The 23,155-nt window shown below is 50.7% G+C and carries 27 protein-coding genes and 3 pseudogenes; 13 read left to right on the forward strand and 17 right to left on the reverse strand.

Annotation, left to right across the window (positions count from 1 at the left end; genetic code table 11):
- Window positions 1–381: 381 nt before the first annotated feature.
- The 8 genes and pseudogenes from AAIR21_RS22700 to AAIR21_RS22735 all read right to left on the reverse strand — a co-directional run.
- A complete protein-coding gene (locus AAIR21_RS22700) occupies window positions 382–1,359 on the reverse strand; it encodes a hypothetical protein (protein WP_434682351.1) in 978 nt (325 codons plus the stop codon).
- A gap of 296 nt (window positions 1,360–1,655) precedes the next feature.
- On the reverse strand, window positions 1,656–2,294 hold the full coding sequence (locus AAIR21_RS22705) for a DNA-binding protein (RefSeq protein WP_434682352.1): 639 nt from the start codon (window positions 2,292–2,294) through the stop codon (window positions 1,656–1,658).
- Window positions 2,291–2,950 (reverse strand): DUF2913 family protein, encoded by a 660-nt coding sequence (locus tag AAIR21_RS22710; RefSeq protein WP_422702226.1) that lies wholly within the window; start codon window positions 2,948–2,950, stop codon window positions 2,291–2,293. Before AAIR21_RS22710 ends, AAIR21_RS22705 begins: the two co-directional genes overlap by 4 nt.
- Before the next feature lie 250 nt (window positions 2,951–3,200).
- A complete protein-coding gene (locus AAIR21_RS22715) occupies window positions 3,201–3,554 on the reverse strand; it encodes a hypothetical protein (protein WP_422702227.1) in 354 nt (117 codons plus the stop codon).
- A 69-nt stretch (window positions 3,555–3,623) separates the two neighbouring features.
- Entirely contained in the window at window positions 3,624–5,126 is a 1,503-nt protein-coding gene (gene ansP, locus AAIR21_RS22720; protein ID WP_434682353.1) for an L-asparagine permease, read from the reverse strand.
- Window positions 5,127–5,533: 407 nt separating this feature from the next.
- Window positions 5,534–5,848 (reverse strand): BON domain-containing protein, encoded by a 315-nt coding sequence (locus AAIR21_RS22725; protein WP_337253315.1) that lies wholly within the window; start codon window positions 5,846–5,848, stop codon window positions 5,534–5,536.
- 80 nt (window positions 5,849–5,928) lie between these two features.
- A complete protein-coding gene (locus AAIR21_RS22730; protein ID WP_337253314.1) occupies window positions 5,929–6,267 on the reverse strand; it encodes a DUF1283 family protein in 339 nt (112 codons plus the stop codon).
- A 669-nt stretch (window positions 6,268–6,936) separates the two neighbouring features.
- Window positions 6,937–7,521, reverse strand: a pseudogene (locus AAIR21_RS22735) (tyrosine-type DNA invertase); the annotation flags it as partial.
- Window positions 7,522–8,041: 520 nt separating this feature from the next.
- Here AAIR21_RS22735 and AAIR21_RS22740 point away from each other — a divergent pair.
- Both AAIR21_RS22740 and AAIR21_RS22745 read left to right on the forward strand, forming a co-directional pair.
- Window positions 8,042–8,287, forward strand: a complete 246-nt coding sequence (locus AAIR21_RS22740) for a hypothetical protein (RefSeq protein ID WP_422713194.1) — start codon at window positions 8,042–8,044, stop codon at window positions 8,285–8,287.
- Between the two features lie 101 nt (window positions 8,288–8,388).
- Window positions 8,389–8,829 (forward strand): DUF3658 domain-containing protein, encoded by a 441-nt coding sequence (locus AAIR21_RS22745; RefSeq protein ID WP_422702180.1) that lies wholly within the window; start codon window positions 8,389–8,391, stop codon window positions 8,827–8,829.
- Between the two features lie 581 nt (window positions 8,830–9,410).
- Here the strand turns inward: AAIR21_RS22745 and AAIR21_RS22750 are convergent.
- Window positions 9,411–10,925: an integrase catalytic domain-containing protein gene (locus AAIR21_RS22750; RefSeq protein WP_422702179.1), complete on the reverse strand. Its 1,515-nt coding sequence runs from the start codon at window positions 10,923–10,925 to the stop codon at window positions 9,411–9,413.
- 92 nt (window positions 10,926–11,017) lie between these two features.
- Here AAIR21_RS22750 and AAIR21_RS22755 point away from each other — a divergent pair, with 92 nt between their 5' ends.
- The gene (locus AAIR21_RS22755) at window positions 11,018–11,335 is read left to right on the forward strand and encodes an SDR family oxidoreductase (RefSeq protein WP_422702181.1); all 318 of its coding nucleotides are present in this window, start codon (window positions 11,018–11,020) and stop codon (window positions 11,333–11,335) included.
- A 100-nt stretch (window positions 11,336–11,435) separates the two neighbouring features.
- Here AAIR21_RS22755 and AAIR21_RS22760 read toward each other — a convergent pair whose 3' ends face one another.
- The 5 genes from AAIR21_RS22760 to AAIR21_RS22780 form a co-directional block, all read right to left on the reverse strand.
- Window positions 11,436–12,524, reverse strand: coding sequence for an alpha/beta hydrolase (locus tag AAIR21_RS22760; protein WP_422702178.1), 1,089 nt, complete (start codon window positions 12,522–12,524; stop codon window positions 11,436–11,438).
- Entirely contained in the window at window positions 12,524–13,309 is a 786-nt protein-coding gene (locus AAIR21_RS22765) for a 3-hydroxybutyrate dehydrogenase (protein ID WP_422713193.1), read from the reverse strand. Before AAIR21_RS22765 ends, AAIR21_RS22760 begins: the two co-directional genes overlap by 1 nt.
- Before the next feature lie 165 nt (window positions 13,310–13,474).
- Window positions 13,475–13,669, reverse strand: a complete 195-nt coding sequence (locus AAIR21_RS22770; protein WP_025202693.1) for a hypothetical protein — start codon at window positions 13,667–13,669, stop codon at window positions 13,475–13,477.
- 153 nt (window positions 13,670–13,822) lie between these two features.
- Window positions 13,823–14,332, reverse strand: coding sequence for a DUF4232 domain-containing protein (locus AAIR21_RS22775; RefSeq protein ID WP_422701565.1), 510 nt, complete (start codon window positions 14,330–14,332; stop codon window positions 13,823–13,825).
- Window positions 14,333–14,354: 22 nt separating this feature from the next.
- Window positions 14,355–14,594 carry an ANR family transcriptional regulator gene (locus AAIR21_RS22780; RefSeq protein ID WP_422701564.1) on the reverse strand — a complete coding sequence of 80 codons (240 nt, stop codon included), beginning with the start codon at window positions 14,592–14,594 and terminating at the stop codon, window positions 14,355–14,357.
- Between the two features lie 447 nt (window positions 14,595–15,041).
- On the opposite strand from AAIR21_RS22780, the gene AAIR21_RS22785 reads away from it, so the two are divergent.
- A complete protein-coding gene (locus AAIR21_RS22785; RefSeq protein WP_434682357.1) occupies window positions 15,042–15,245 on the forward strand; it encodes an ECs_2282 family putative zinc-binding protein in 204 nt (67 codons plus the stop codon).
- A 63-nt stretch (window positions 15,246–15,308) separates the two neighbouring features.
- Here the strand turns inward: AAIR21_RS22785 and AAIR21_RS22790 are convergent, their stop codons facing one another.
- Window positions 15,309–15,857 carry a DUF3296 domain-containing protein gene (locus tag AAIR21_RS22790; RefSeq protein ID WP_422701562.1) on the reverse strand — a complete coding sequence of 183 codons (549 nt, stop codon included), beginning with the start codon at window positions 15,855–15,857 and terminating at the stop codon, window positions 15,309–15,311.
- Window positions 15,858–16,012: 155 nt separating this feature from the next.
- Here AAIR21_RS22790 and AAIR21_RS22795 point away from each other — a divergent pair, with 155 nt between their 5' ends.
- Both AAIR21_RS22795 and AAIR21_RS22800 read left to right on the forward strand, forming a co-directional pair.
- Window positions 16,013–16,486: a hypothetical protein gene (locus AAIR21_RS22795; protein ID WP_422701561.1), complete on the forward strand. Its 474-nt coding sequence runs from the start codon at window positions 16,013–16,015 to the stop codon at window positions 16,484–16,486.
- A 508-nt stretch (window positions 16,487–16,994) separates the two neighbouring features.
- Window positions 16,995–18,602, forward strand: a complete 1,608-nt coding sequence (locus AAIR21_RS22800; protein WP_422701560.1) for a YfjI family protein — start codon at window positions 16,995–16,997, stop codon at window positions 18,600–18,602.
- A 320-nt stretch (window positions 18,603–18,922) separates the two neighbouring features.
- Here the strand turns inward: AAIR21_RS22800 and AAIR21_RS22805 are convergent, their stop codons facing one another.
- Entirely contained in the window at window positions 18,923–19,156 is a 234-nt protein-coding gene (locus AAIR21_RS22805) for a helix-turn-helix transcriptional regulator (protein ID WP_337253345.1), read from the reverse strand.
- Between the two features lie 120 nt (window positions 19,157–19,276).
- The gene (locus tag AAIR21_RS22810; protein ID WP_337253129.1) at window positions 19,277–19,894 is read right to left on the reverse strand and encodes an inovirus Gp2 family protein; all 618 of its coding nucleotides are present in this window, start codon (window positions 19,892–19,894) and stop codon (window positions 19,277–19,279) included.
- An 884-nt stretch (window positions 19,895–20,778) separates the two neighbouring features.
- On the opposite strand from AAIR21_RS22810, the gene AAIR21_RS22815 reads away from it, so the two are divergent.
- The 7 genes and pseudogenes from AAIR21_RS22815 to AAIR21_RS22845 all read left to right on the forward strand — a co-directional run bounded on the left by AAIR21_RS22815 (window position 20,779) and on the right by AAIR21_RS22845 (window position 23,044).
- Window positions 20,779–21,243 carry a hypothetical protein gene (locus AAIR21_RS22815; RefSeq protein WP_422701559.1) on the forward strand — a complete coding sequence of 155 codons (465 nt, stop codon included), beginning with the start codon at window positions 20,779–20,781 and terminating at the stop codon, window positions 21,241–21,243.
- 86 nt (window positions 21,244–21,329) lie between these two features.
- Window positions 21,330–21,692: a hypothetical protein gene (locus AAIR21_RS22820; protein ID WP_422701558.1), complete on the forward strand. Its 363-nt coding sequence runs from the start codon at window positions 21,330–21,332 to the stop codon at window positions 21,690–21,692.
- Window positions 21,693–21,768: 76 nt separating this feature from the next.
- On the forward strand, window positions 21,769–21,993 hold the full coding sequence (locus AAIR21_RS22825; protein ID WP_422701556.1) for a hypothetical protein: 225 nt from the start codon (window positions 21,769–21,771) through the stop codon (window positions 21,991–21,993).
- Between the two features lie 55 nt (window positions 21,994–22,048).
- Entirely contained in the window at window positions 22,049–22,282 is a 234-nt protein-coding gene (locus AAIR21_RS22830; RefSeq protein WP_047356332.1) for a DUF905 domain-containing protein, read from the forward strand.
- Window positions 22,283–22,487: 205 nt separating this feature from the next.
- Window positions 22,488–22,616 (forward strand): annotated as a pseudogene (locus AAIR21_RS22835) (hypothetical protein); the annotation flags it as partial.
- Window positions 22,564–22,803: pseudogene (locus AAIR21_RS22840) on the forward strand (DUF5983 family protein); the annotation flags it as partial. The pseudogenes AAIR21_RS22835 and AAIR21_RS22840, both read left to right, overlap by 53 nt.
- A 28-nt stretch (window positions 22,804–22,831) precedes the next feature.
- Window positions 22,832–23,044: a DUF957 domain-containing protein gene (locus tag AAIR21_RS22845; RefSeq protein WP_025202711.1), complete on the forward strand. Its 213-nt coding sequence runs from the start codon at window positions 22,832–22,834 to the stop codon at window positions 23,042–23,044.
- Window positions 23,045–23,155: the final 111 nt, after the last annotated feature.

Raw genomic sequence — 23,155 nt, forward strand, 5'->3', positions numbered from 1 at the left:
TTATTTTCCCGGAACCGGAGGTCTACCGATAGACGGTCTATATGAGCCGCTTACGTCCTGATGGTTAGTTTAAAATATTCATCCATAACCCTTCTGGCGGAAAAAAAGAATGAGTAATGACGACCTTGCTAATGCGCTAAATGCAGTCAATTTTGCCCACCAGGTCTTTCAGGAACCTTCAAGTCGGGAGGAGGAAGAGCTTCGCCATTTATTAAGCGCAGTCCGGCAACGACTTCAGGAGATGCATGCTGGACGTGACGAAGGCCCTGCTCCGGTAAATCGATAAGGCTAATCAGTCGCAGTGACCGACGTACAAATTTCGGGTCTGTTACCGGTCTATTTCAATACTGCTTTATATACAGGAGCCGGTATACTGGAGCATCATTTATGGGGATGGGATAAAATAGCCATACTGTTTTTATCAACAACAACATCAGTTACATCCGGAATTTTAGTGGACTGGTCACTTTCAACATATCTGAATGATACATTCATCCAGCTGTCCCCCGTGATACGAATGACCGGAGCAAACAGGTGCGTTTTCTTATAAAAATCCAACTGATTTTTCTGCACTATATAGATATCTCCGGAGGGGGTGAGTTTACTCTTCACATCCACATAAAAGAAACCCAGTAAGGGGATCTTCTCAGGCGCATATTTATCCCACCCTTTAATCAGGACTTCGTTATAAGGATAAACCAGTTTTTTGCGGATATTATAATCCTGTAACTGCAGTGTTGTTTCAAATGCCGACCGGTCTTTGTCAGCACTGACACCAAGAGCAAATCCACAGCGATTCAGAAGATCACCATAAGCAGCCAGATAATCACTCGCATTTTCAATGTGCTGTTTCTGACAATACTGAATGGGAGGGGTTCCTCCACAGCCAGCCTTCAGTTCATAGCCAGTTCCGCCATCAGTGGGAAAGGCGCAGGTAAATTTCTGTTCAAACACATCACGACTGGAGTATCGTTTAATCAGACCGCCAGGCCACAGCATAAACCCACTCCCCTGAAAGACATCATCCTGAGGGCTTACCGTTCTTTTGGTCAAAAAAGATAATGATATTTTACTTTGTACCGGAAATGCCTTCATCCAGTAATCATCCGCACGTTCAAATCCGGATACCATTATCCCGCTGCACTGATATGCCGCACCTGAACATCCTTTTGGATCCATGCTGTAAAGTGTCGATACCAGTCTGGCAATAAACTCACCATAATTATCACGATGTATCGCATGCCCTCCAGACTCATTAAATTCCGGATATCGGGAGTTACCTGCAAACGCCGCGCGAGCCATCAGACTGGATATTATTAATACATAAGCCATCCACTTCATTTCCCAACGGGAATTCATAAATTGCCCCACTAAAATTGCATGATGCGAAAAAATAAATGAACGAATAAAACTCTCGTTCATTCAATGCCAGGATGAAACATATCAGTTCGGAACAACTGAAGGAGAAATAAATTTTAATAAAGTGTTGCGGTGCCTGGTGCTACCAGGTAAGCCGTTGGTCAGCCACCGTGGCTCGTGGTCTTTTAAGCAAATCCTTCGTTGAATTTACCGCTGTTTCACCCCGACGCTAGTGGGATCCACCGCAACTTCTGCACGTTCTCGCAGGGAGACGGGCAGAAGCAAGCACCGAAAAGTTACTCATCCGCAGAAAGCCGGTAAACCGGGATCAGGCGAGTCGTACCGGTAAGATTGTCAAAAACCTCTGTTTCGGAGGTAGCGATCGCCATACCCGCTTTGCGAAGCCCCTGCACATCGGCGGCGATCCGCTGAGTGCCGAACCAGAAGAGCCCGTCGAGTGCGGTTACCTGTAGCCTGCTTTCCAGCGCCAGTCTGAGCCGTTCGCGCGGTGCTTTCACTTCTCTGGCGATCTGCTGATAAGGCGTGGCCGTTACACCAGTGGAATCGACTCTCCGGATGCGGGTGACCATGCGGTACTGAAACTCGTCCGGTATTGCGCTGAGATCGGTTTGCAGGCTCCAGACGCAACCAAAACGCTTCCCGTTGAAGACAGCCTCTTTCTGATTAAGCTGCAGTTCATTGCGCAGGTCGGCGATCAACTGTGGCGTACGTATCAGCAACAGCCGAAAAGGCAGCTCGAAGCTGGTGACGTAATCGACGTTCAGCAGGGCAATACGCAGCCGTTCTTCCGCTCTGGCCTTCAGTTGTCGGCATTCTCCCAGCACATCCGCCCACTGTCGGGTCTGACGGGGCGTCTCGCCATCGCATGAGAACTGATATTTCTCTGTCTGGTAGTCAATTCGCCCCACGGTCATTTCCCTGTAGCAATCTGCACTGCAGGAACGTTCGCATCTGCTGCTGGCAACAGTGACAGCAAACACCATCCCGCGCGTTGCTCACCCGTTGTGTAACGCAGCTCCCGCGCGTCAAACGCATCGCCAGCAACACGGGGATCACCAACGACGATAAATTCCACCGGCGCGGACTGCTGGCCCTGTTCGGTAAAATGGCGCTGCAGTTCGGATTTTTTTACCAGCAGCGCGGATACGTCTGCGTATTCGGTATACAGCGCCCCGGGTTCCCATTCTTCATCAGATACCACCGCATTCACCCAGCCCTGCGCTTTGAGATACTCAATTGCGAGCGTTAACCTGAAGAGGTCAGACTGGTGCGCCAGCGGCTCCGTACAGGACTGGTGGAGGTATTCCAGTCGCTTTAACAGCCCGGCTGCGGGTCCTTGATGACGTCCGAGTCGTAGCAGACTGTCGATGTCGGACGCCACAGAGCGCGGAAATCGTCGTTGTTTTTGCGCGGTGGCAAGCCAGCGTAATAAAAAGGTGTGAATGGTCAGCGGCGACAGCGTCTGGCCGTCCTGCTGCGTCAGGCGTAAGCTGACCAGTGCGCACCAGGCAAAATGCGCCAGGTCGGCTATGGACTCTTCGGGTGGTAATGCGGTGTGATTCTTTTTCATACGGGGAATTATAACGAGGACACGGCTGGCGGAAAAGGTGGAATGCAGGCTATTTGGCAGCACCGTCGGGCAGCCTGAGCGCTGAACACGACAGCCGCGGCGATGATAATTCCGGTTAATGGTTTCATTGCAGAGTCCCCGTTGTGAATAAATACGTACCACTGATATCTGCAAGCGGGAGGTTGCCTGTGGCAAGCATTTCGCTGCACTGCCCACAGGCGACAACTTCAGCCATCAGCATGAATGGTCGTTAATCACAGCCGGATATCGTGCTGGCTTCATCCGGGATAGGTTCAAACTCCCCCACGTCACGCACCTGTATTCTCCTGCAGACAACGGTATCGCCTTCACGAAACCTGACATCCGCCACGGCATCAATATGCATAAAGTGCGGCCCCCTCGAACTGTCCACGCGGTAAGAGGCGAGCACAACGGAAACGTTCGCAGCTTTTTTGATTTCCGGGTAGAAGGCACTTATGGCCCGCTCCATGGCGTTGAGTGCGATATATCTGGAGATGGAGCCGGCCTCCAGGGCTGCCACGCAGCCCATCATCGCCAGAATTAAAAGCAGTACCAGACACCACATCATTTTTGTCATACTCATCGTGAAAACTCCTTTTCATACAACACTGAATGCCACTGATCGGCAGTGGCATTCAGCCCCCGCCCGGGGTCAGCGGGAAAACTCTTCCGTCAGCGTTACCGCCTCCGGCTGGCGCTCATCGTCCGGATGTACCGGCGCGGTACGGTGAACCTCATTTACCCGCTCACGTACGCCAAACCATCCCGCCACCAGCAGGACCGCCAGTAACGGAATCGAGGCGATAGTGTACGTGCCGTCCGGGTAGTCAAACGCCATCAGCACCAGCACGCTGAACAAAAACAGCAGCGTCAGCCAGGAGGTCACCGGCGCGCCGGGCAGCTTAAAGCTGATATCCGCAGCCTTTCCTTCCTTAATCGCCTTACGCAGGCGCAGCTGGCACACCACGATAAAGGCCCAGGAAGAGATAATCCCTATGGAGGCCACGTTCAGCACAATCTCAAACACCTGCGAAGGCACAAGATAATTAAGGAATACCCCCACCACATAGACCGCCAGCGTCGCCAGAATCCCCGCGTAAGGCACCTGCTGCCGGCTCATTTTCGACATGAACTTCGGTGCCGACCCGCCCATCGACATCGAACGCAGGATACGCCCGGTGGAATACAGTCCCGAGTTCAGGCTGGAGAGCGCCGCTGTCAGCACCACAAGGTCCATGATACTGCCGGCGTAAGGGACACCCAGCTTCGAAAAGAAAGTCACAAACGGACTCTGTCCCGCCTGATACGCGGTCCACGGTAAGAGCAGAACCAGCAGCATCACCGAGCCAAAGTAAAACAGTCCGATACGCCAGATAACACCGTTGATGGCTTTCGGAATGGTCTTCTCCGGATTTTCACACTCACCGGCGGCCGTCCCCACCAGTTCGACAGCGGCAAAGGCAAACACCACGCCCTGCACCAGTACCAGCGCAGGCAGCAGGCCGTGCGGGAACAGCCCCCCGTTGCCGGTAATCAGATGAAACCCGGTGGCATGACCGTCCAGCGGCTTACCGCTGCCCAGGAACACCGTGCCCACCACCAGAAACGCCACGATTGCCAGCACCTTGACCAGCGCAAACCAGAACTCCATCTCGGCGAACCATTTCACCCCCACCAGGTTCATGGTCCCGACAATCGCCAGTGCCCCCAGCGCGAACACCCACTGCGGTACACCGCCAAAAGCGCCCCAGTAGTGCATGTACAGCGCGACAGCCGTAATATCGACAATACCGGTCATTGCCCAGTTTATGAAGTACATCCAGCCTGCCACAAACGCGGCTTTTTCACCGAGAAACTCACGGGCATACGACACAAAACTGCCGCTGGTCGGCCGGTGCAGCACCAGTTCTCCCAGTGCGCGCAGAATAAAGAACGAGAATACCCCGCAGACCAGATACACCAGTGCAAGCGCCGGGCCTGCCATCTGCAGACGCGCACCGGCACCGAGAAATAATCCGGTACCAATCGCACCACCAATGGCAATCATCTGTACCTGGCGGTTATTCATGGCCTTGTGATAGCCGTCGTCGTGGGCATTCAGCCAGCGACGTTTTTCCGCGTGATGTTCTGCTGCTGTTTTATTTTTTTCTTTCATTAAGTTACCTGTCTGATTTTTCTTTCTGGTGGAGTGTCTGAACCAGAACGCGATGTTGACTGCGAACGGTCAGGCTGCTGGCGCTGATGCGCCATGTTGTTTTGCTGTTGTTGTGTGATGAGGAGCAGTGAGGTCACCACGCCGGAGAAATACTCCGCAGCGAGTGAACGGGCCTGCTGGTGTGCAGTAGCGTGATGAATGGCTTTCTTAGCGCGACGATATCCGTTGTCAAAGAACGAACCTGATTACGCCGTCAGCATAAAAGGTCCAGTGGAGGCTCTTCACGGGAACGGGGCATGATCAACCGGTGCGATCACAAATTTAACATTCAGGAGATAATCCGGAGGGAGAGTGCCAGGGAGCCGAAACATCCGCTCCGGCCCTCTTTCATTTAACACAAATCGTGTTTATCTGATCCGCATATCATTTTCAACGGCCTGTACACCGCTGACTTTTTGCGTAACGGCCACCGCCTTTTTCACTGCATCCGGCGACGAGACAAACCCACTGAGCTGCACGCGACCTTTAAAGGTTTCTACGTTAATCTCTGTTGATTTGAGTGACTTTTCTGCCAGCAGTGCCGCTTTGACTTTTGTAGTGATCACCGTATCGTCAATATAACCACCGGTACCTTCCTTTTTCGCACCTGGCGCACAACCGGCAAGCAGTACCGAAAAAATCACAGACAGGCAAAGCGTGTTAACGGATTTAATACGACCCACAGGGTTCTCTCCTTGTATGATAAATGAAGCAACAGTTAAATCACCGGCAGTCTGAAGCAGCCCCTTGCATGTGGCTCCGGTTAGGGGGTGATAACATGGCCGGTACTGCGATCCAGGCAGCGACGCGTATCAGGCTCCCAGTATGCATTGACGTTGGGGCTTTTCTCACAATTGTCACGATCATCGAACGCGGCATCGGTTTTATCCCACTCTGCTTCAGCCCGTTTGTTCACTTTCTGGCGTAACGAACGTGTATCATTCCACTGCTCTTTTTCCATTGCTGCCTGCTGCCGACTTTCCGCGTTGTCACCTGATTCAATCGTCAGCCTGCTGGTTTCAGCCTGCACCGATGCTGTAAACATCACCACACCGGACAGCATGGCGGCCAGATAAATACGCTTACCGAATCTCATGTTCATCACCTCGTAATACTTGCCGACAGCCGTTACAGCGGTGTTGTCCTTCCCCAGGCCAGATATACCCAACAGATAAACTATCGCGATCAGGAACAAGCTGTCAGAACAGTATGACCGCCACGCCCGGACCCGATGACGCCCCTGTTGCCGTATTGATATTCAGAACGGAGGACTGGCTATGGCGGAAGTGGTGGCGGTACCTTCAGGGGTAACCCCTTTTGCTGTGTCAAAGAGGACGAAAGTACCACCATTGAAGCAGATACAGCGCAAACCACCCGTTATACGCTGTATCCGGTCTGAAAATCGGCATGGAAAACAGACACAGAAGAGTGTCGAAACGGTAGTCAGGATTGTCAATGGCAGGCGTCGGGACACGGGACACGGGACACGGGACACGCACTGAAAATTATCTACCCGGTAACCAGCGGCGCACCTCCTGGCGCGAAAACGCCCCCAGGCCGACCTTACCGCTTACGGGGTTTCGCCACAGGGTGTTTACCATGACGCTTTGCTTTATCCTGCCTGGAGTTAAGTGATGACTGACGATTGTCGCGAATGACGGTGTAATAAACGCATCGCGGACAGAAACAGAGTCATAAATACGCGTATCGCACAGATAACCACAACAGCTCTCTCACCATCGAGCCCGTCTTCACTGCCTGCGAACGCCAGTCGCTGTTTTTTCCAGGTCTGTGCAAAGCGGGCGGCATTGCCCGCCGTGTAGTGCACGGTGTGGCGAATGTTACGATGCCCCAGGTAGTCCTGGATTAATCGCGTATCCATTCCCTGTTCGGCGAGTTCATAGCCGCAGGCATGGCGCAGCATATGGGGGTGAACCCGCACCGCCAGCCCTGCTAATAATCCGTAATGCCGCAGTAGCTTGTACATATACTGGCGGGAGAGGTGGTTCCCCTTTGCGTTCGGGAAAAGCCATCCTTCGTTCGACAGCGGTCTGCGACTCATCCACTCCCCTATGAGCTGGCGCTCGTCTGGCTGGAGCGGATGGACGGTACTGAAACCATTCTTCAGTCGCCGGATAAAAATTGTTCCACCCGCTAAATCGATATCCCTGACGGTGAGAGCAAGCAGTTCACTTATCCGCAGCCCATGATAAAAACACATCATGATCATGCACCGATCCCGCAGTCCATTTTTTTCACCTTCCGTCGCTCGTAGTATTTGTTCCGTTTCGTACTGGGTAAGATAAAGTCTGCTTTTCAAAATAATTGCCCATAGTGAATATTTTTTACTATTCATTTATTGATTGTTTAACATTGTTAACGAAATGTAAATTAAAGATCCTGCTACAAATGTGAATTTTAGGTTAATTGTGAGGCAGGGAATAGATTGATGCAAAAGTTGAAAACACCGGGTTATCGCTAAACCCGGAGCCCAGGAGACTTCTCTGAACGGCGGTATCAACCAGTGAGTTCTCGCTGGATGAACAGAATTTGACAATTGCCAGTCCCGTGCTGACGTTCAAAAAGTGATGTTAAGACAATCGCATCCTGATGATTATTACTTCAACTTTTTTCTCTTTGCCCGTGTCCATGCGGGCATTTTTTATGTTGCTGCCCCCCCCAGGTGAGATGCTCCTGCGGTTTCGTCATATCACCAGGTCGGGTATTTCCGGCATCCGCCTAAACATGGTAATAACGAATTGATTTTACAGTATAAATCACCACACCAGCAGGCTCTGGACTCCACCAGCACGAACGACTATCTTGTTTGATCATTTGAGTTGGCACATAACGACACGATTTCGGAGGAACGTTAAATGAAAACTACTATCCGACACGTATGCCAGGCTGGCTCGGCCCTGATACGCCTCGAATCGCTGTTTGATGCCGATATCAGAGCTATTGCCGATGACTGCAGTGTGGGTCCATTAACTGACGCAGATGCTGCATCTCCGCTTCAGCGCATCGCTTTCTGGCATGATTTATTTACTCTGACCGATGAAGATGCAGGTACGGACTGGACGACCATTTTCAGGATGTCCATCAGCAGCTTAGCTCCCTGAGTGACGATACTGATGAAATCGTCATCTGGTCGGGAACGCATCCTGTCGAACAACTGCTTCGCCGCCGTATTTGCTGGTGGCTACGGGATGACACCGTCAGGGTGACGGAGGTTCTGGTCGATACCCGCGATATGAATAATCCTGACGGACAAACGCACGCTGCAATTGCACAGCTCCCCGTCGGGCAACTTAAGTTACGTTTTGCTGAGCGCCAGACTGCGACACCCGCTATTCGCCGCCAGTTGGCTGATGAGTGGGTCACACTTCGAGACCAGGGGGCAGGAATACGCATTATCGAAAACAAACGACTGACAGAACGTCCTGTCGAGTATTTCGACACCCGGCTGTTATCGATTGTCGGCGAGCAGCCAACCAGACCTACTCACGCTATCGGACAGGCGATGTCGGAAACAAATATGACCGACATGTTCTGTAAATGGCGTTATATCACGCGAATACAACGTGGTGAACTGACGCTGATATCGGGCAACCTCCACGATGAATCCGACTCTGCGATGGTTGGCAAACCTCGTGGGTCATGAACAGCAACACACCTGGCAATTGATATCGCACCGCTCCCGGCAGGATGCTATCGACTGATCCCCATAAAGCAGACAACGCTATGCGCCAGTTACCCACCATTCTGATAGCATCACTGTTTGCCGTCTCCGCTATTGCAGCAGATTCAACAAACAGCGTTAACACAGCCGCTCCGACACAACCACCGCTTGTATTCGGACCGGGTCCCGTGATTAACCCCGAAAACTCGCAGTACATGGAAGAAAAAAATGCCACGATAGAAAAAGCACAGCAGGAGCCTGCCACGCAGACTACACCGAACAGCCACCGCCGACTTCATCATGGACTGATGCCACCTGCCAAAAATCAGTAGCAGGCGTCGGAGTACAGACGATAGCGATCTTTTTTCCCGCTTCCCGGCTCCATAAAGTGTTTTTTCGCTGTGATATAGTAAATTCCACGCGTCGTCACAGCTACCGGAAGAAACAAGATGAACCTTGTGGCATTGACCCTGTCATTGCTACGGTCTGGCAACTAAACTATTAGAAAGGTCATTTATTAGACGTCAACTAGTTTTGCGGACGTGTTGCCTCACCAGTTAATGTTACTTTCTTGCTTCAGCTAAAATGTTACCATCGGCACGAGTTCCGTAGACCAGTTCTCTGACCACCTTGACCCGCCATTCCTGCAACCTGCGTTGCAGTGTTCTGCGATGACCTTCAGTAAATTGACCCGGATGTGCGTCTTCAAGTTTGAGAAGTAATTCGGTACTGCCCAGTTGCGGTTCATCTTTAAGCCATCGTTCTATTTCGTTCCAGACGTCAGCGAAGGGGTCTGCACGAGTTCGCCAGTGGCGAGGTTTTGATGGTGCTGGATGATGCAAAGGATTCACTGCGCCTTCCTGCCAGGCTACGGAGAGGCCCTGCAAAAATGCGGTTAAATCGCTGTTTTTGTCTCCAACAGGATCTCCGACAGCTATTCGCGCCAACTGGTGCTGATAAAGTCGAATGGTTTCCAGCAACTTCAAAGGATCCAGTGCGTGGATGATATCGTCAAAATGGCATCGGAGCTCAGAACGCAGAGTATGTAGTTCTATCAGGCGATTATAAGGCGTTTTGGGAGCATCATGCCTGCGAACCGTTTTCCCGCCAATGCGTTGCGTATCCAGAAGCTTGAACGATGGCTGAAAAAAGTTAATAAATAGTCGATTAGCCATGTACATCTGGTTCATTGCTTTTGCCGCCGGTTCACCGTCAAGACGGCCGTATCCCGCAAGCTTTCTGACCACAGAACCATTTTTTTGCTCTATCCAGGCCTGATCGTTTTTCCGGTATGGCCGCGAGCGGGTCAGTGCGATACACCTGGCTGAACAGTATTCAAACAAGGCTTCGTTGATAAATTCGGCCCCGTTATCAACATCAAGGCCGAGAAGTGGGAATGGAAGACTTTTTTGAACCTTATCAACAGCCCGGATGATCAACTCAGCGTTACGCGCCGGTAATGCCACACATTCTGTCCATCCACTGGCGATATCGGTCAGCGACAGCGTCCACAAAAAGGTACCAGAGAGATGCCGACCACAGTGCGCCACAAGATCCATTTCCATAAATCCCGGAGAATGCCGCTCATGCTCGGTGAACATTCTGACCGGGATACTTTTACTGACGCGGTTAACCGTCCGGTTACGCTTTTTACCGGCGGTGGTATGTGCTTCTTTCAACAGGCGATCGATGGACGATGCACTGACTTTCAGAAGCTGCTCGCGGAGTACCGGATTCAGACTGAGATGCCCGTGTTTCTCCATCGCCGGAATAAGCTGGGGCAGTAACGCCTTGAGACGCTTACCGCACAACCGATCTGAAGCTTCCCACAGTACGATCAGAGCCTGCTGAACAGCTGCGCCATAAACTGAACGAGCCACGGCTGATCGACGCCGTTGGTTACCGCTGGTGACGGCACCATTCAGTAACCGGATTGCTGATTTACGATGGTACCCACTGATCAGTATGAACTCTTCGAGGATCCGGGTTTTCTCGGCTTTACTGGCTGCCTGATAGCGTGTTTTCAGCGCCCGCAGAAGCTGACGACGGGTATCCATAGGCAACAATGCATTGCTCATAGGCGCACCTCTGACTGATTATTTATCACACAGCCAAAGTAACAATTTTGGTGAGGCAACAGTGCGCGTTGAGTAACAAAAATGCTGAGTCAATGCGCGGACTGAGTTATTGTCGTCTCATAGTAGAGACGAAATTAGCTGTGCACGGTATTTCCGAGAATCTTCGTGAAGAACTGGCCCCACACGGCGTCAGGGTTATCACCATCGCGCCAGGGGCCGTGGAAACGGCGCTGCTGAGCCATACGACTGACGAAGAGATAAAGTCGGGTTACCAGGCCTGGAAACAGGATATGGGGGGTGTTGTGCTTTCTGCTGAGGATGTGGCAAAGACCATTCGCTTTGCTTACCTGCAGCCTCAAAACGTCTGTATCCGCGAAATTGTGCTGGCAGCGACCAGACAGCAGGCTTAAAGGACTGAGTTTTTATCCTGATGAAAACAGAGCATACTATGAACTGGTAACATTTAATTAACGAAATAACAAGGGCAGTTGCGGAAACTGCCCTTCAGACCTAATGGACAGGTGTGGCAATAAAATCAGCGGTAGCCTGATAAACCTGCGCGGTTTGCTGTGGTACCAGGTTCTCCAGCATCAGAAATGCATGCACCATCCCCGGAAAATGCACATGTTTTACCGGCACACCTGCGCCTTTCAGTCTGGCGACAAAGGCAAAATCTTCATCCCTCAGCGGATCAAGCCCGCCACTAAAAATCAGTGTGGGCGGAAACGCCCGCGTGACAGGCCGGTACAGCGGTGAGAGCGACGCCCGGTCTTCATTATGCTGAAAATACTGGCTGAAGTACCAGGCCACCTTGCTTTTATCAAGCAATTTACCCTGCCCGTTTTCATCAGCGGAAGGCCAGGAGAGCGTGTAATCCAGGCTGGGGTAAATCAGCACCAGTCGGGATATAAAGCCCGGGTGTTCAGTCTGTAAATCACCGGCAATCGTGGCGCTGAATGCCCCACCGCCGCTATCCCCGATCAGGGTCAGCTGCGGCTTCCAGGGCACATGGTTCTGGTCCAGTATGGCGTAAACCTGCATCAGTACATCATGCGCATCATTAAGTCCTTCCGGATAAGGGGACTCAGGTGCCCGACGATAGTCCACTGCCACCACGGTATTGCCGGTTGCAGCCGCCAGGTGCCGGGCTAGCGGGTCGTAAACATCCACCGAACCGCTCAAATGCCCTCCGCCATGAATGAAGAAGATCACCCCGGTTGCCATATCCGGATGCGGGTTGTAGATCCGCACAGGAACTTTTCGTCCCGGCACCGCGACATCCACATTGATAATCCGGGATACGGATTGTTTATCCGTCACATACTTTTGTGTCAGCACAGCCAGTGCATCACGGCTGTCGAGCGTATTATACTCTGGATTATTACTGTTTTTTGGTAGCGATGATAACAGCGTCGCCAGGGGGGCCGGAGGGGCCAACGTCAGTGGGCCATTTTCTTCCGCCCACATCTGTTGATACTGTTTCTCCATTGTGCCGAGGGTATCCCGGGTCACCTGAGCGGATACTGCCCAGGCACCATGACAACAGGAAACCACCAGCACCAGAGCAGAGAGTAAGCTGCGTCGCATGGTTTTACTCATCAGCGCATTCCCCATCCGTGACTGACCGTAATTGACTGCCCGGTCAGCGCCATTGAAGGAAATGTCACCAGAAAACGTACTGTTTCGGCGATATCAGCCGCCGACGTAAACTGCCCGTCAACGGTTTCCGTCAGCATAATATTTTTAACGACGTCCTCTTCGCTGATACCCAGCTCACGGGCCTGCTCAGGAATTTGCTTTTTGACCAGCGGTGTATCAACAAAGCCCGGGCAAACCACATGCGAGCGAACATTATGAACAGCTCCTTCCTTCGCGACCACCTTAGCCAGCCCCATCAGCCCATGTTTGGCGGTCACATAAGCCGCCTTCAGCCGGGATGCCTCATGCGAATGCACGGAGCCAATATAAATCACTGTCCCCCCTTGCGGTTTTTTATACATATGTTTCAGTGCCGCCCGGGTGGTCAGAAATGCCCCGTCAAGATGAACAGCCATCATCTTCCGCCAGTCAGCAAACGGGTATTCATCCAGGGGGCTGACAATCTGTATGCCCGCATTCGATACCAGAATATCAAGACTGCCATAACGACTCACCAGCGCGTCGATTCCATCCTGAGTCTGCTGCTCGTCCGAGACATCCATGCCAATGGCAAGCGCTTCACCGCCAGCAAGCTGGATTTCCCGGACAACCTTACCGGCTGAGGCCAGACTGAGATCCGCAATACCGACCGACGCGCCTTCAGAAGCCATCAATAACGCGATTTCTCTGCCGAGGCCGCTACCGGCCCCGGTAACGAGTGCTGTTTTACCTGATAAACTTTTCATTCTTGTCCCCGTTAATACCCTTGCATCACCACGATGGTGTAGTGCGCTAATGTATAAACGGCAACGGACATGAAGAAAATGAAAAATGGGCATAGTTCTGATGCACAACAGGCATTAAAAATGCCGAGGATGGCTGTTCATCCCACGGCCATTTGCACTGAGATTTTAACGACGCAGGTGAAACTGCTGCCGTTTATCATAATCATCCCGGCAGTCCGCGTCGCAGAAATGCACGTCCTTCAGGAGAGCACTGCAATTGTGGCACAGCCCGGTCAGCGGCAGCGACGCCCGCGTTATGCTGCGAACCAGATGCTCCAGCCTCATCTGTTCGGCCTGGCTGGCCAGATCCACTTCATCCATTCCTCATCTTCCTTAACATTGATATCCGCTATCTTCCTCTACAAATCACTGCCCAGACTGCGCATACCCGCCCGGGACAAACCATAACCGCAGGACCACGGTCACCCAAAAATGACAGTAGAAACAGGTAACCGATTTTCATACCCAACTCACTTACGGCGTACCGGTCAGCGACTGCGAGTAATAGCCGGTACTCCCTTTTGCCGCACACATCTGGCGGTCAAAAGGCACCGTCAGCGTTCCACCAGCCAGGTCCAGCGAAACAAACGCTGGACGGATACAGTTGCCACCTTCAGACGCACCGCTGGACACCCGGCTCAGCAGTATCTGCAACTCGCCATCGGCAGGCACAGTCACCGGCGGCAGCACCGGTCCTGGATTCATGCCCCGGACGGTGCGTCGTTCAACGGGCATCGGGTGATGTGCAGCATCGCTGAAGGTCAGGACCGGTCGCAGCGGAAGCATGCAGGCCCCGGGGCCAGTGTTACGTAATACCAGACTCGTACCGCTTTGCGACATTCCGCCGTAAACACCGCCCGGGTCATCGATATGCACCGCAATATCTGACGCTTCGCAGGGCAGTATTGACGTGCTGTCCGCCCTGACCTGAGGCGTTAACAGCACGGTCAGGGTAGTGATGAGCATCGGGGAAAGGTATCGCATGTATGCCGCTCCGGTAACGGGTTTAGCGCTCAGGCTGTGACAGCGGGGCCTGATGACGGCGTTCACACAAGCTGGCCCGGGACTCCTGCCAGTGTTGCTGGCGTGGATTGCGGGCGGCCTCTGCCGCCATCCGCCACCATCGGGCAGCTTCGCCATAATTGCCTTTTTGTTCCAGTTCTGCGGCGGCCTTAGCCCTGGCTGAGGCGTCCAGGATACCCGGGGCTCCGCCGTCCGGCAGACGTTCAGGGGTATGTGGTGTCATGATGATGTTCTCGTCCTGGTGATAACCGTTAAACCTGGCTCCTGGTGGCACTGATGTTGCACGTGCCGATTATCAGAGCGGATATGACCGTCGGATATCCTCAAAGCGGGTGACGATAACGTGCAAAAAAAGATCGTTACAGGTTGTTCCTGGCTGCCAGAACAGCGCGTCTTGAAGACAAGGATTCATCGCCGATGGGTATTCCTGCAGGGCTACAGGCAAGAACGCTGGCAGCGCAGGTATTCAGGGAAAGCAGGTGTAACCAGAAAGGCTATGTTATCGGTGTGGCTCAGTACAATTTGCTCAACCCTGTTTTTTTCGTCTGCGGGCAGACCACTGCCACAGCTCAACGCTGCTTCTGAACAGGGATCAAATGAGCCTTGCGGAATTTACACTGCCGTTGATACGTCTGGTCAACTAATATCCTCTGGCAGAAGGTCAACAATGATGAGCAACGTTCCATTTAAATGCCCAGGCTGCAACCACGATCTCACCGTACACTGTGGGACAGAAATCAGCGATGTGGCCGATGTTACCGGCACCACTTGTGCTAACTGCGGGCGTACTGTCGATAAAGATGACCTTATCCGGCAGGCCCGTGAACATGCAACGATACTTGTCCGAAATCTCCTCGATAAACATGTCGGATAAGCGCTACGGTGTATTCGGTGATCGTCGCCAGTCTCAGGGGAACAATCAGATAAAATGCACGCCTTAACCCGCTATTCCCGTCCGCGCTGTCGCTATGGGTGCAGCCATCGACTGAACCTGTGTTCGGAGCAGGTTAAAGGGCATCGTGAAGGTTCCCCACCCCGAGCGATTTAGAATAACTGGCGTGATACTCGTTACGCCGTTGCGTTCAGCGCCGGTAACCGTCAGCCATGCGTCACTGAGCATTTCGCTTATCGCCTGCATAGCGCTTTCATCCCGGGTTCTCCCCAGCGTATCGAGATTCATCAGCAGCACCATTTTGCATTCAGGCGCACTGGCAGACTCCCATATCCAGCGTAGCAGCGTTGGCGGTGAATTCTGGCGTGCCTGCTGACGCTCCCGTGAGTATGCACCGGTCCGCTGCCAGACTTCGGTATGAAAACGCAAAAACAATGAACGGTAATCGGCCATGCTCTCGCGGTATGGCAATCCCAGCGTAAAGCTGAACACCGCCAGCCGGGGATAATGATCAACGGCCTGCTGCAGAAAAGCGCGTGTATTCGCTACATCCGCAGCGCTATCTGTGGTTGCTGCGGGTGAATAATGATTCATAAGAGAGTTCTCAATGTTGGCCCACGAAGGCGTAGAGGATTTATTTACAGCGGTACAGAGGACTGAAACGCGGTCATTGCGCATTGCTGGTTACACACTGTCTCGCTCCCGTGCTGATACTCAGGATTATTCAGGCTGTTGCGGGAGCGCATGAGATGGATAATCGGATAACGCCATTGGAATTCAACGAGATACGTAAAAATCTTGAGTTTAGCTCCGATACGTGGGCCGATCTCTGGTTTCTGCTTAACCTGACGCAGGTTCACATCACACAATTGCTGCGCTGCCGCTACCTGGAGTGGCGGGGAGATTTGCTGATCTTACCGTCGTATGGCATCTTCGCAGAGAAACGCATCTCCCTCAGCCCCACCGCTCGCGTTATCATCGGTCAGCGTCGAAACCGATACCCGAACGACGTATTTTTGTTCCAGAGCCATTCCCTGCGGGTGAAAGCCATCGCCAGACCCGTGACCGTAATTGCGTTTAATATGGCGTTAAAGAAAGCCGCTCAGGGAGTAACCTGTAAAACGGTCAGCAGCAAAAGCGCGTTATGCATCACTCACAATATCCACCTGATGCCCGGGCAGCATCCCGGTAAAATTGCTCTGTGCACTGGAGTGGGTCACTGACTTACCCGAAGGGGCATTGCTCATAACACAGGCATGGAAAAACGAACTCAGTCAGAAGGATACCCGATGGCAGACTACCGAATTTTAATTATCAGCGTCCTGTTATTGAGTGGATGTACGTGCGCCCCCCGTTAAACAAGTTCGCACTCTGGCTGGTCTGCAACCTGCGACAGTGCCACTGACCGAGTATTCTGAAAGCAGTCACCAGCTCAATTGCGACTGGAAAGGCGTCACCGACAACTGCCTGCATGCCGATCCGGCTGAGTTCAGCAATACCCCACCAGCAGTCAGCAGGCCACTACAGCGAATATAGCCACAGTCCCTCCGCCCCGGCACGCTCGTTACTCCCGGTCTGACTGAACCGAACGTCATGCAGTTGTACCACGCTCTAAATCGCCGCGTAGCAATTCCGCAGGTGCCATGACTCCATTCATCCAGTCTGAAAATAATTTAGTGGCTCACGACACTTTGTTTTATGCTTCGCTTACAATTCAAAAAGGAAGACAACGTGAAGAAAAGTGATTTTCAGTGGGTCAAACTCTCTCCCCGAACAGAGCGCTCAGAATTTGCGAATGAGCAGCCGCTGCCCCCTTATCCTGAATATCTGTTTCCTGTGGTATTATCAGAGCCGCTTAATGAACTCCATCGTAATACGCGTATTCCGGATGAACTTACGGGGAATATCGTTCTCAGCGCGGCTTCCCTGGCATGCCAGTCCCTTATCGAAGTGATTCATCCTCATACCAGTGTGCCTGAGCCTTGCTCTCTTTATTTTTTTACCATCGCTGAATCCGGGGCCGGGAAATCAACAATCAAAAACAGGGTTATGAAACCCTTTTATGATTTTGACGAGAAAATGCGGCTTGAGCACATCAAACAAATGTCAGCATTTGATGCAAAATTTGAAATCTGGAAATGTAAGCGAAAAGCACTTGTCAGGAATCTGAACAAAGCTATTGACAGGAACTATTCTGGTGAACCTGAATCCCGGGAACTTGAGAAACATAACAAAGCCAGACCTCATCCTCCGGTACTTCCTCAGATTATTTATAACGATACCTCAGCAACCGATTTAATTCAGGGTCTCAGCCAGTATTCTGACGCAGGGCTTATCACTGATGAAGCCATTACCTATTTTGGCAGCAGACCAAAAAGTAAAATCGGTTTTTTAAACAATGCCTGGGACGGCAGCCCCTATCATTTTCGACGTGCAGGTAAAACAGACTGTCATTTCACGCCCTGCTTAACCGCCTCTCTGATGACACAAACGGCTATCTTTGATGGCTTTATGGAAGTCCACGGCGAGGTTTTTAAAGAGAGCGGTTTTCTGTCACGCTTTTTGTTTTCCAGAATTGATGATTTGAAACACTTTGCTGAAGGTACTCATTCCAGTAAAACCACCTGGTCTGCGATAAATAACTTCCACCAGTTATTGAATGACCTTCTGGATAAGAAGAAAACCAGAATAGATGAACAAACCACCACCAGAAAACAACTGAGACTATCCCCTGCAGCAACGACGCTCTGGGAAAAACACCGGGAGCAATTATTGCTAAAGATGGTGCCCGCAGGTGAGCTTTACTATATTCGTGATTTCGCTGCAAAAGCCAGCGCTAACGTATTACGATTATCCGCTGTTTTCCAGTATCTGAGCAATGAATGCGAGGAAGAAATCAACGAAGATATCATGCAAAACTGTACTAAAATTATCGACTGGTATCTGAATACGATTAACCGGATATTCTTTTACACTCCCGAACGCCTTCGTTTCATTCAGGACGTTAAAAAGTTATACCGCTTTATTTTAAATGGCTGTATTGAAAACGAGAATGACCGTTTTATCACATTCAGCAAGATTGAGCAGACTGGACCTAATAATCTCCGCAGACTAGAAAAACTCATGCCAGTGCTGAATCATTTAATCGGTCAGGGCGACGTAAAAATCCGCAGGGATACATTTAACGAAACAATCATGCTCGTTGCAAGAAACCATGAAGATCTTTATCTGATGCCAGGAAACACGAGGTCTGACTACATTGTGGAAGCGGACTCTGCGCCTTTCACACCGAACTTTTACATTGACATTGATGATATCAGGCTAAACATGAAGCAATAAACGAAAGCAGGTCGATTTCATATGAAACCACAGGCACCACATGACATGAGTACATAAAATAGCCATTTTTATCTAAAAACCTGCAAATTAACTTAATGAAATCCGCTAAAACACTCTCTTTAGCGGATTTTTAAGAATTAATTTATTAACTCAAAATAAATTTCGATTAAAAAACATGCAGAAGCGAGAGCGCAGGCTGTGGCAGCAAACCAGGGGGAATGGATGTTTCAGGTCTAATCGAAAGCCTTAAATGAAAGGTGATGTCATTTTTCAGGTGATACTGACTCTACGGAAATGTTATATTTAATAACAAATACCCATTATTCTATAAAGCTGGCGTCACCACGTGAGATTGCAATACGCTCCAGCACCCAGGCTTCGATTTCACTTTTCAGCCAGCGTGAGCTACGCCCGAGTTTAATCGGTTTAGGGAATTTACCATCCTGAATCAACTGGTAGAACCATTTGTCACTCAGTCCGGTGTAGGTGGTAATAAAGACCATATTCACGAGTCTGTCATTCAGTAAGTCAGTTTTGTTATTCAGCATTGTCATGACGGGTTTCTCTGTCTTAAAGGAAAGGGAAGACAGGCGCACCGGAGTTCATGTGTAAACTTTAATCCGGCACTCTGTCATAACATCTGCTGTACGGGTAAAAAAATACTTACTATCTAATCAGAACTGACTGCAGCCAAAGTTACGCTGGCCGTCTGAATAGTCTTTACTGTGGACTTTAGCCAGGTAATTGATGCGATTAATTACGGTCTGGTAATCGGAATCAAAGCCCGGTTTACTGGTATTCAACTGGTAATAGCAGGTGGTGGCAGGAAATGAGACGAGTGAATAAAACAGCTCCGGACTATTGAATCCATAAGGATCCAGTGTACGCCCCCAGGCTTCCATTATCATAAAGGCCAGATTATGTTTGTAAGCATCGTTTTTACGGTAATAGCGCCCCGGGTAGCCGTAAGTGTCTTTGTTAAACAACAGGGCCAGATGGTAATGTTTCTTACCTGTCTGACCGAATTCCCGGACCCATACATATCTGACACGACAAGGGTGGACTCTTTTTCCTGCTCTCTGCTTACGGTGCGCATCAGCAGATATTTGTGCTTTTAAGGAGACGATGAAGCGGGTAATGACAGTGGAGTCATACTCATCGTCAGGGAGTTTCAGATCGACTCTGACTACGAGGAGCCTTGGATATTCACTTAGCGCTTTATCAAGTGTTTCCCTGAGTCGTTTCTCATGATTTGCATTCAGCAAGTAATGGCTTGCGATATTGATACTCATTGACAGCTCCTTTTTTATATTTCATACCATAACCTGAACGTGTAATAATTTACCGTTGTAGTGGTTTGTGGTGAACTGAGGCTAATTAACCCAGTGCTTTACTGGAGCACTAATATGAATAATTACGAATGGTTAATAGAGTGTATGCAGCAGGAAACAACCTCACTCTGGTTAATACCAAGAGTGCAATAATAACATGTATACTTTGTGTAATAACAATGCTCATGCTAAGATTAAAGACAGTCTGTATACCTGGTGCAGGAATAACACCTATACCTCACTAATAATGACATGTATACTATACCAAATATTGACACGCATAATAACAATATGTGTACTAACAACATCATGTATACTATATAGTAATATTATCAACCCGACAGATAAATAAATCAGTTAAGCTAAAATCACAATAGAAGAAGTAAATGTTAATTACAGTTATTCTGATGGCAAATAAATTCATTATTTCACTCTCAAGTTAACCTTAATTACTCATATAATATACCAGTGCTAAAAATCATTCAAAATGACCGTGTGTGACCATACGTTAAACGCCCTGAATCCTGCCAGCCGCTCTCCCCGATAATCTGCTGTCGCCCTCCAGCGACACACATGCAACCAGCCCCATTTCAATCAATTTTCAGATATATATCACTCCCCTGAAGCAGAGCCAGATTGTCGATTAACCCTGTCAGGTTTTCGATAAAACACCGCTGCTGCCAGATCGATTTCGTCGATCGATTCGATCGAATTTCATCATTATCACCCGTGCTTTGGCGATTATAAAATCCGCACGGGATAATTATGGCTGTCAGTGTTTCATTAAAAATCATGCAGATATCTATAACCGAGTAACGCTGTATGACCGCAAAAGGAGTTTATGAATGAAAAGAAAAATGCTTCGCCCATTACTGCTGACCTGTGCGCTGATGCCTGTAATGGCGCTGGCCTTCGGTAATCATGAGACATGGAGCAAGGGCTGGGCCCAGGGTGTGTCTGAGTTTGTGATTCTGGGGAAGGGGCAGTCTCAGTTGTCTCTGAGCTGTGATGATTCAGGCACAGCACCCGCCACCATCATCTTTACCGATGCCACCGGGCATGATGTCAGTATGGACAATGAGAAAACGCTTCAGGTCCGGATTGATGGTGGTGAAGTTATTGATATCAGTGAGTCAGACAGCCGGGTCGGAGAAAACAATCTCACACTGGTCTGGAATGCCCTGCGAACCGGTAAACAGGTGACAGTCTCCGGCGATTCCGTCCGTTCAGCCACGTTCACGCTGAACGGTGCCGGTAAGGTTCTTCCTGCATTCGGCACACACGGCTGCGTCTCCGGAGCCAGCCTGTAATACCCGTGGCGGGTTGTTTCTCTGCCGATCATCAACCGGGGGAGCCGCTCGCCCGTACCCCACAAACTTAATAAGGAATTATTCTGATGAAAATTAAACACTGGCTTTTGCCTGTTCTGCTGACTGTGTCAGCGCCCTTACTGGCTGCACAGCCTCAGCCAGACATCAAAGTCGAAACCTTTAACAGGGTACATCCGGCAGGGACGCGTTATGCCACGGTGGTTGTGACCGCACGCGATGACGGCGTAACGGTGAAAAATATCGTGGTTAACCGGGGAAACTGTCGTATCGACAACCAGAAATATCTGTACTCCAGCAATAAGGAAACCATTCTGCCTGCAGCCCTGCACTATGGTCAGTCCGTTAAGGTGAATTTTTATAAGGAATGTGTGGCTTCAGAGGTGGTTGTTACGACCAGTAAAGGAGCCTGGCGCTTTACCTACAACTGAGAACGCCCACCTGATTTAAGCATCACTCCCCCACCATTCACGGGCTGCCCTCTCCGGCGGTCCGGAGGCCATTCCCATGACATTACTCAAAATACTGGTCGCTGCGCTGGGACAGGTGCTTACGTGGTGTGCCAGCAACAGGGCGCAGCAGTTTGTGGAAGACCACTTTCGCTCAGAAGGCCACGACGAAGACAGCATTTACATCGCCAGGCAGACCGCAACCCTGCTCGCAGGTGCCTTAATCGCGGCGCTGATGGAGCAGATACTGCAGATTATCGCCACACACGGAGCCTCCCGTTGATGCCCTGCTCACTGAGCGGGGCATTTTGTTTTATGACGCTTATCAGGAGATGAGGATGCGCAACACAGACGATACCCCGCTACCGTCCGGTCCGTTTACTCACCGGCAGGCCGGTGTTGTGGTAGCGGTGTACCACAATGTAACCATTGAAGATGACCATGGTACGCATTTTCGGCTGGTTATTCGTGACAGCGATAACCAGTTGATCTGGCGGGCCTGGAACTTTGAAGCCAGTGCAGGAGAATGGCTTAACCGCTATCTGCTCAGCCACGGAATCAGAAAATTGTAAAAAAAGAGCCGGTATGGAGGTTACCGGCGGCTATATGACACATCAGTTTGTCCCGATCTGAGGCCGGGTGAGTCGCAATATAAAGCATCACCCACTATCGCGCGACACAAATCAGCAATACGCACGACATGAATAACCGCGCCCGGGCTCACCGCCTGTGGCGCTTTTTTTATGCCGTTAAATTACTCCAGTGAGGAATACATAAATGACCGACAACACTCTGCCACTGTTCACACCCGAAGCAACCGTTCCTGTTGCGGCTCAGCCGCAGATTACCGCAACACAGGTATCACGACAGGTACTGGACTTTGATGACTCTGAATGGGTCGGCTACACGGGATCGGGCTATCTCATTCGCCTGGCCGCGTGGGCTTTTTCCGATACTGCAACTGAAACGGCGTGGACTGTCGAAAGCGGGTCGCCGGTTGATTGTTACCCTTATGCGCCACTACCACCTGGGGATCATTCACCTCGATGCCTTTGGCGAAGTGCTGCCGGGCTTTGCCACGTTTGACTGGTAACCCCACCTCAAAAACATTAAGGAAACTTATGCTGGCATTAACCACCGAAGCTGCTCTCAACATTCTGACTGAATGGCTTCAGGACAATATCAGTTGTGACACTGATCTTATTTTCGACAACGACGAAGACAGGACGGATTCTGCAACCCTGTTACCCTGGATAGAACAGGCACGAAAAGATGTCTGCGCGCTGCGCCAGTTACGGGCATTACTGGTTCCAGGAACAGGCAGTGTTCGTTAAACGACATAATCGCCAGCCCTCAGCGGCTGGCATTTTTTAGTGGTGTGGTTGCAACATCGTCAGTGGGGGTAGCTGTTCACTCAGACAGCGGATATGCCGGTATTCGCGAGA

This window comes from Enterobacter sp. PTB (assembly GCF_051130085.1).
GTDB classification, from domain to species: domain Bacteria; phylum Pseudomonadota; class Gammaproteobacteria; order Enterobacterales; family Enterobacteriaceae; genus Enterobacter; species Enterobacter ludwigii.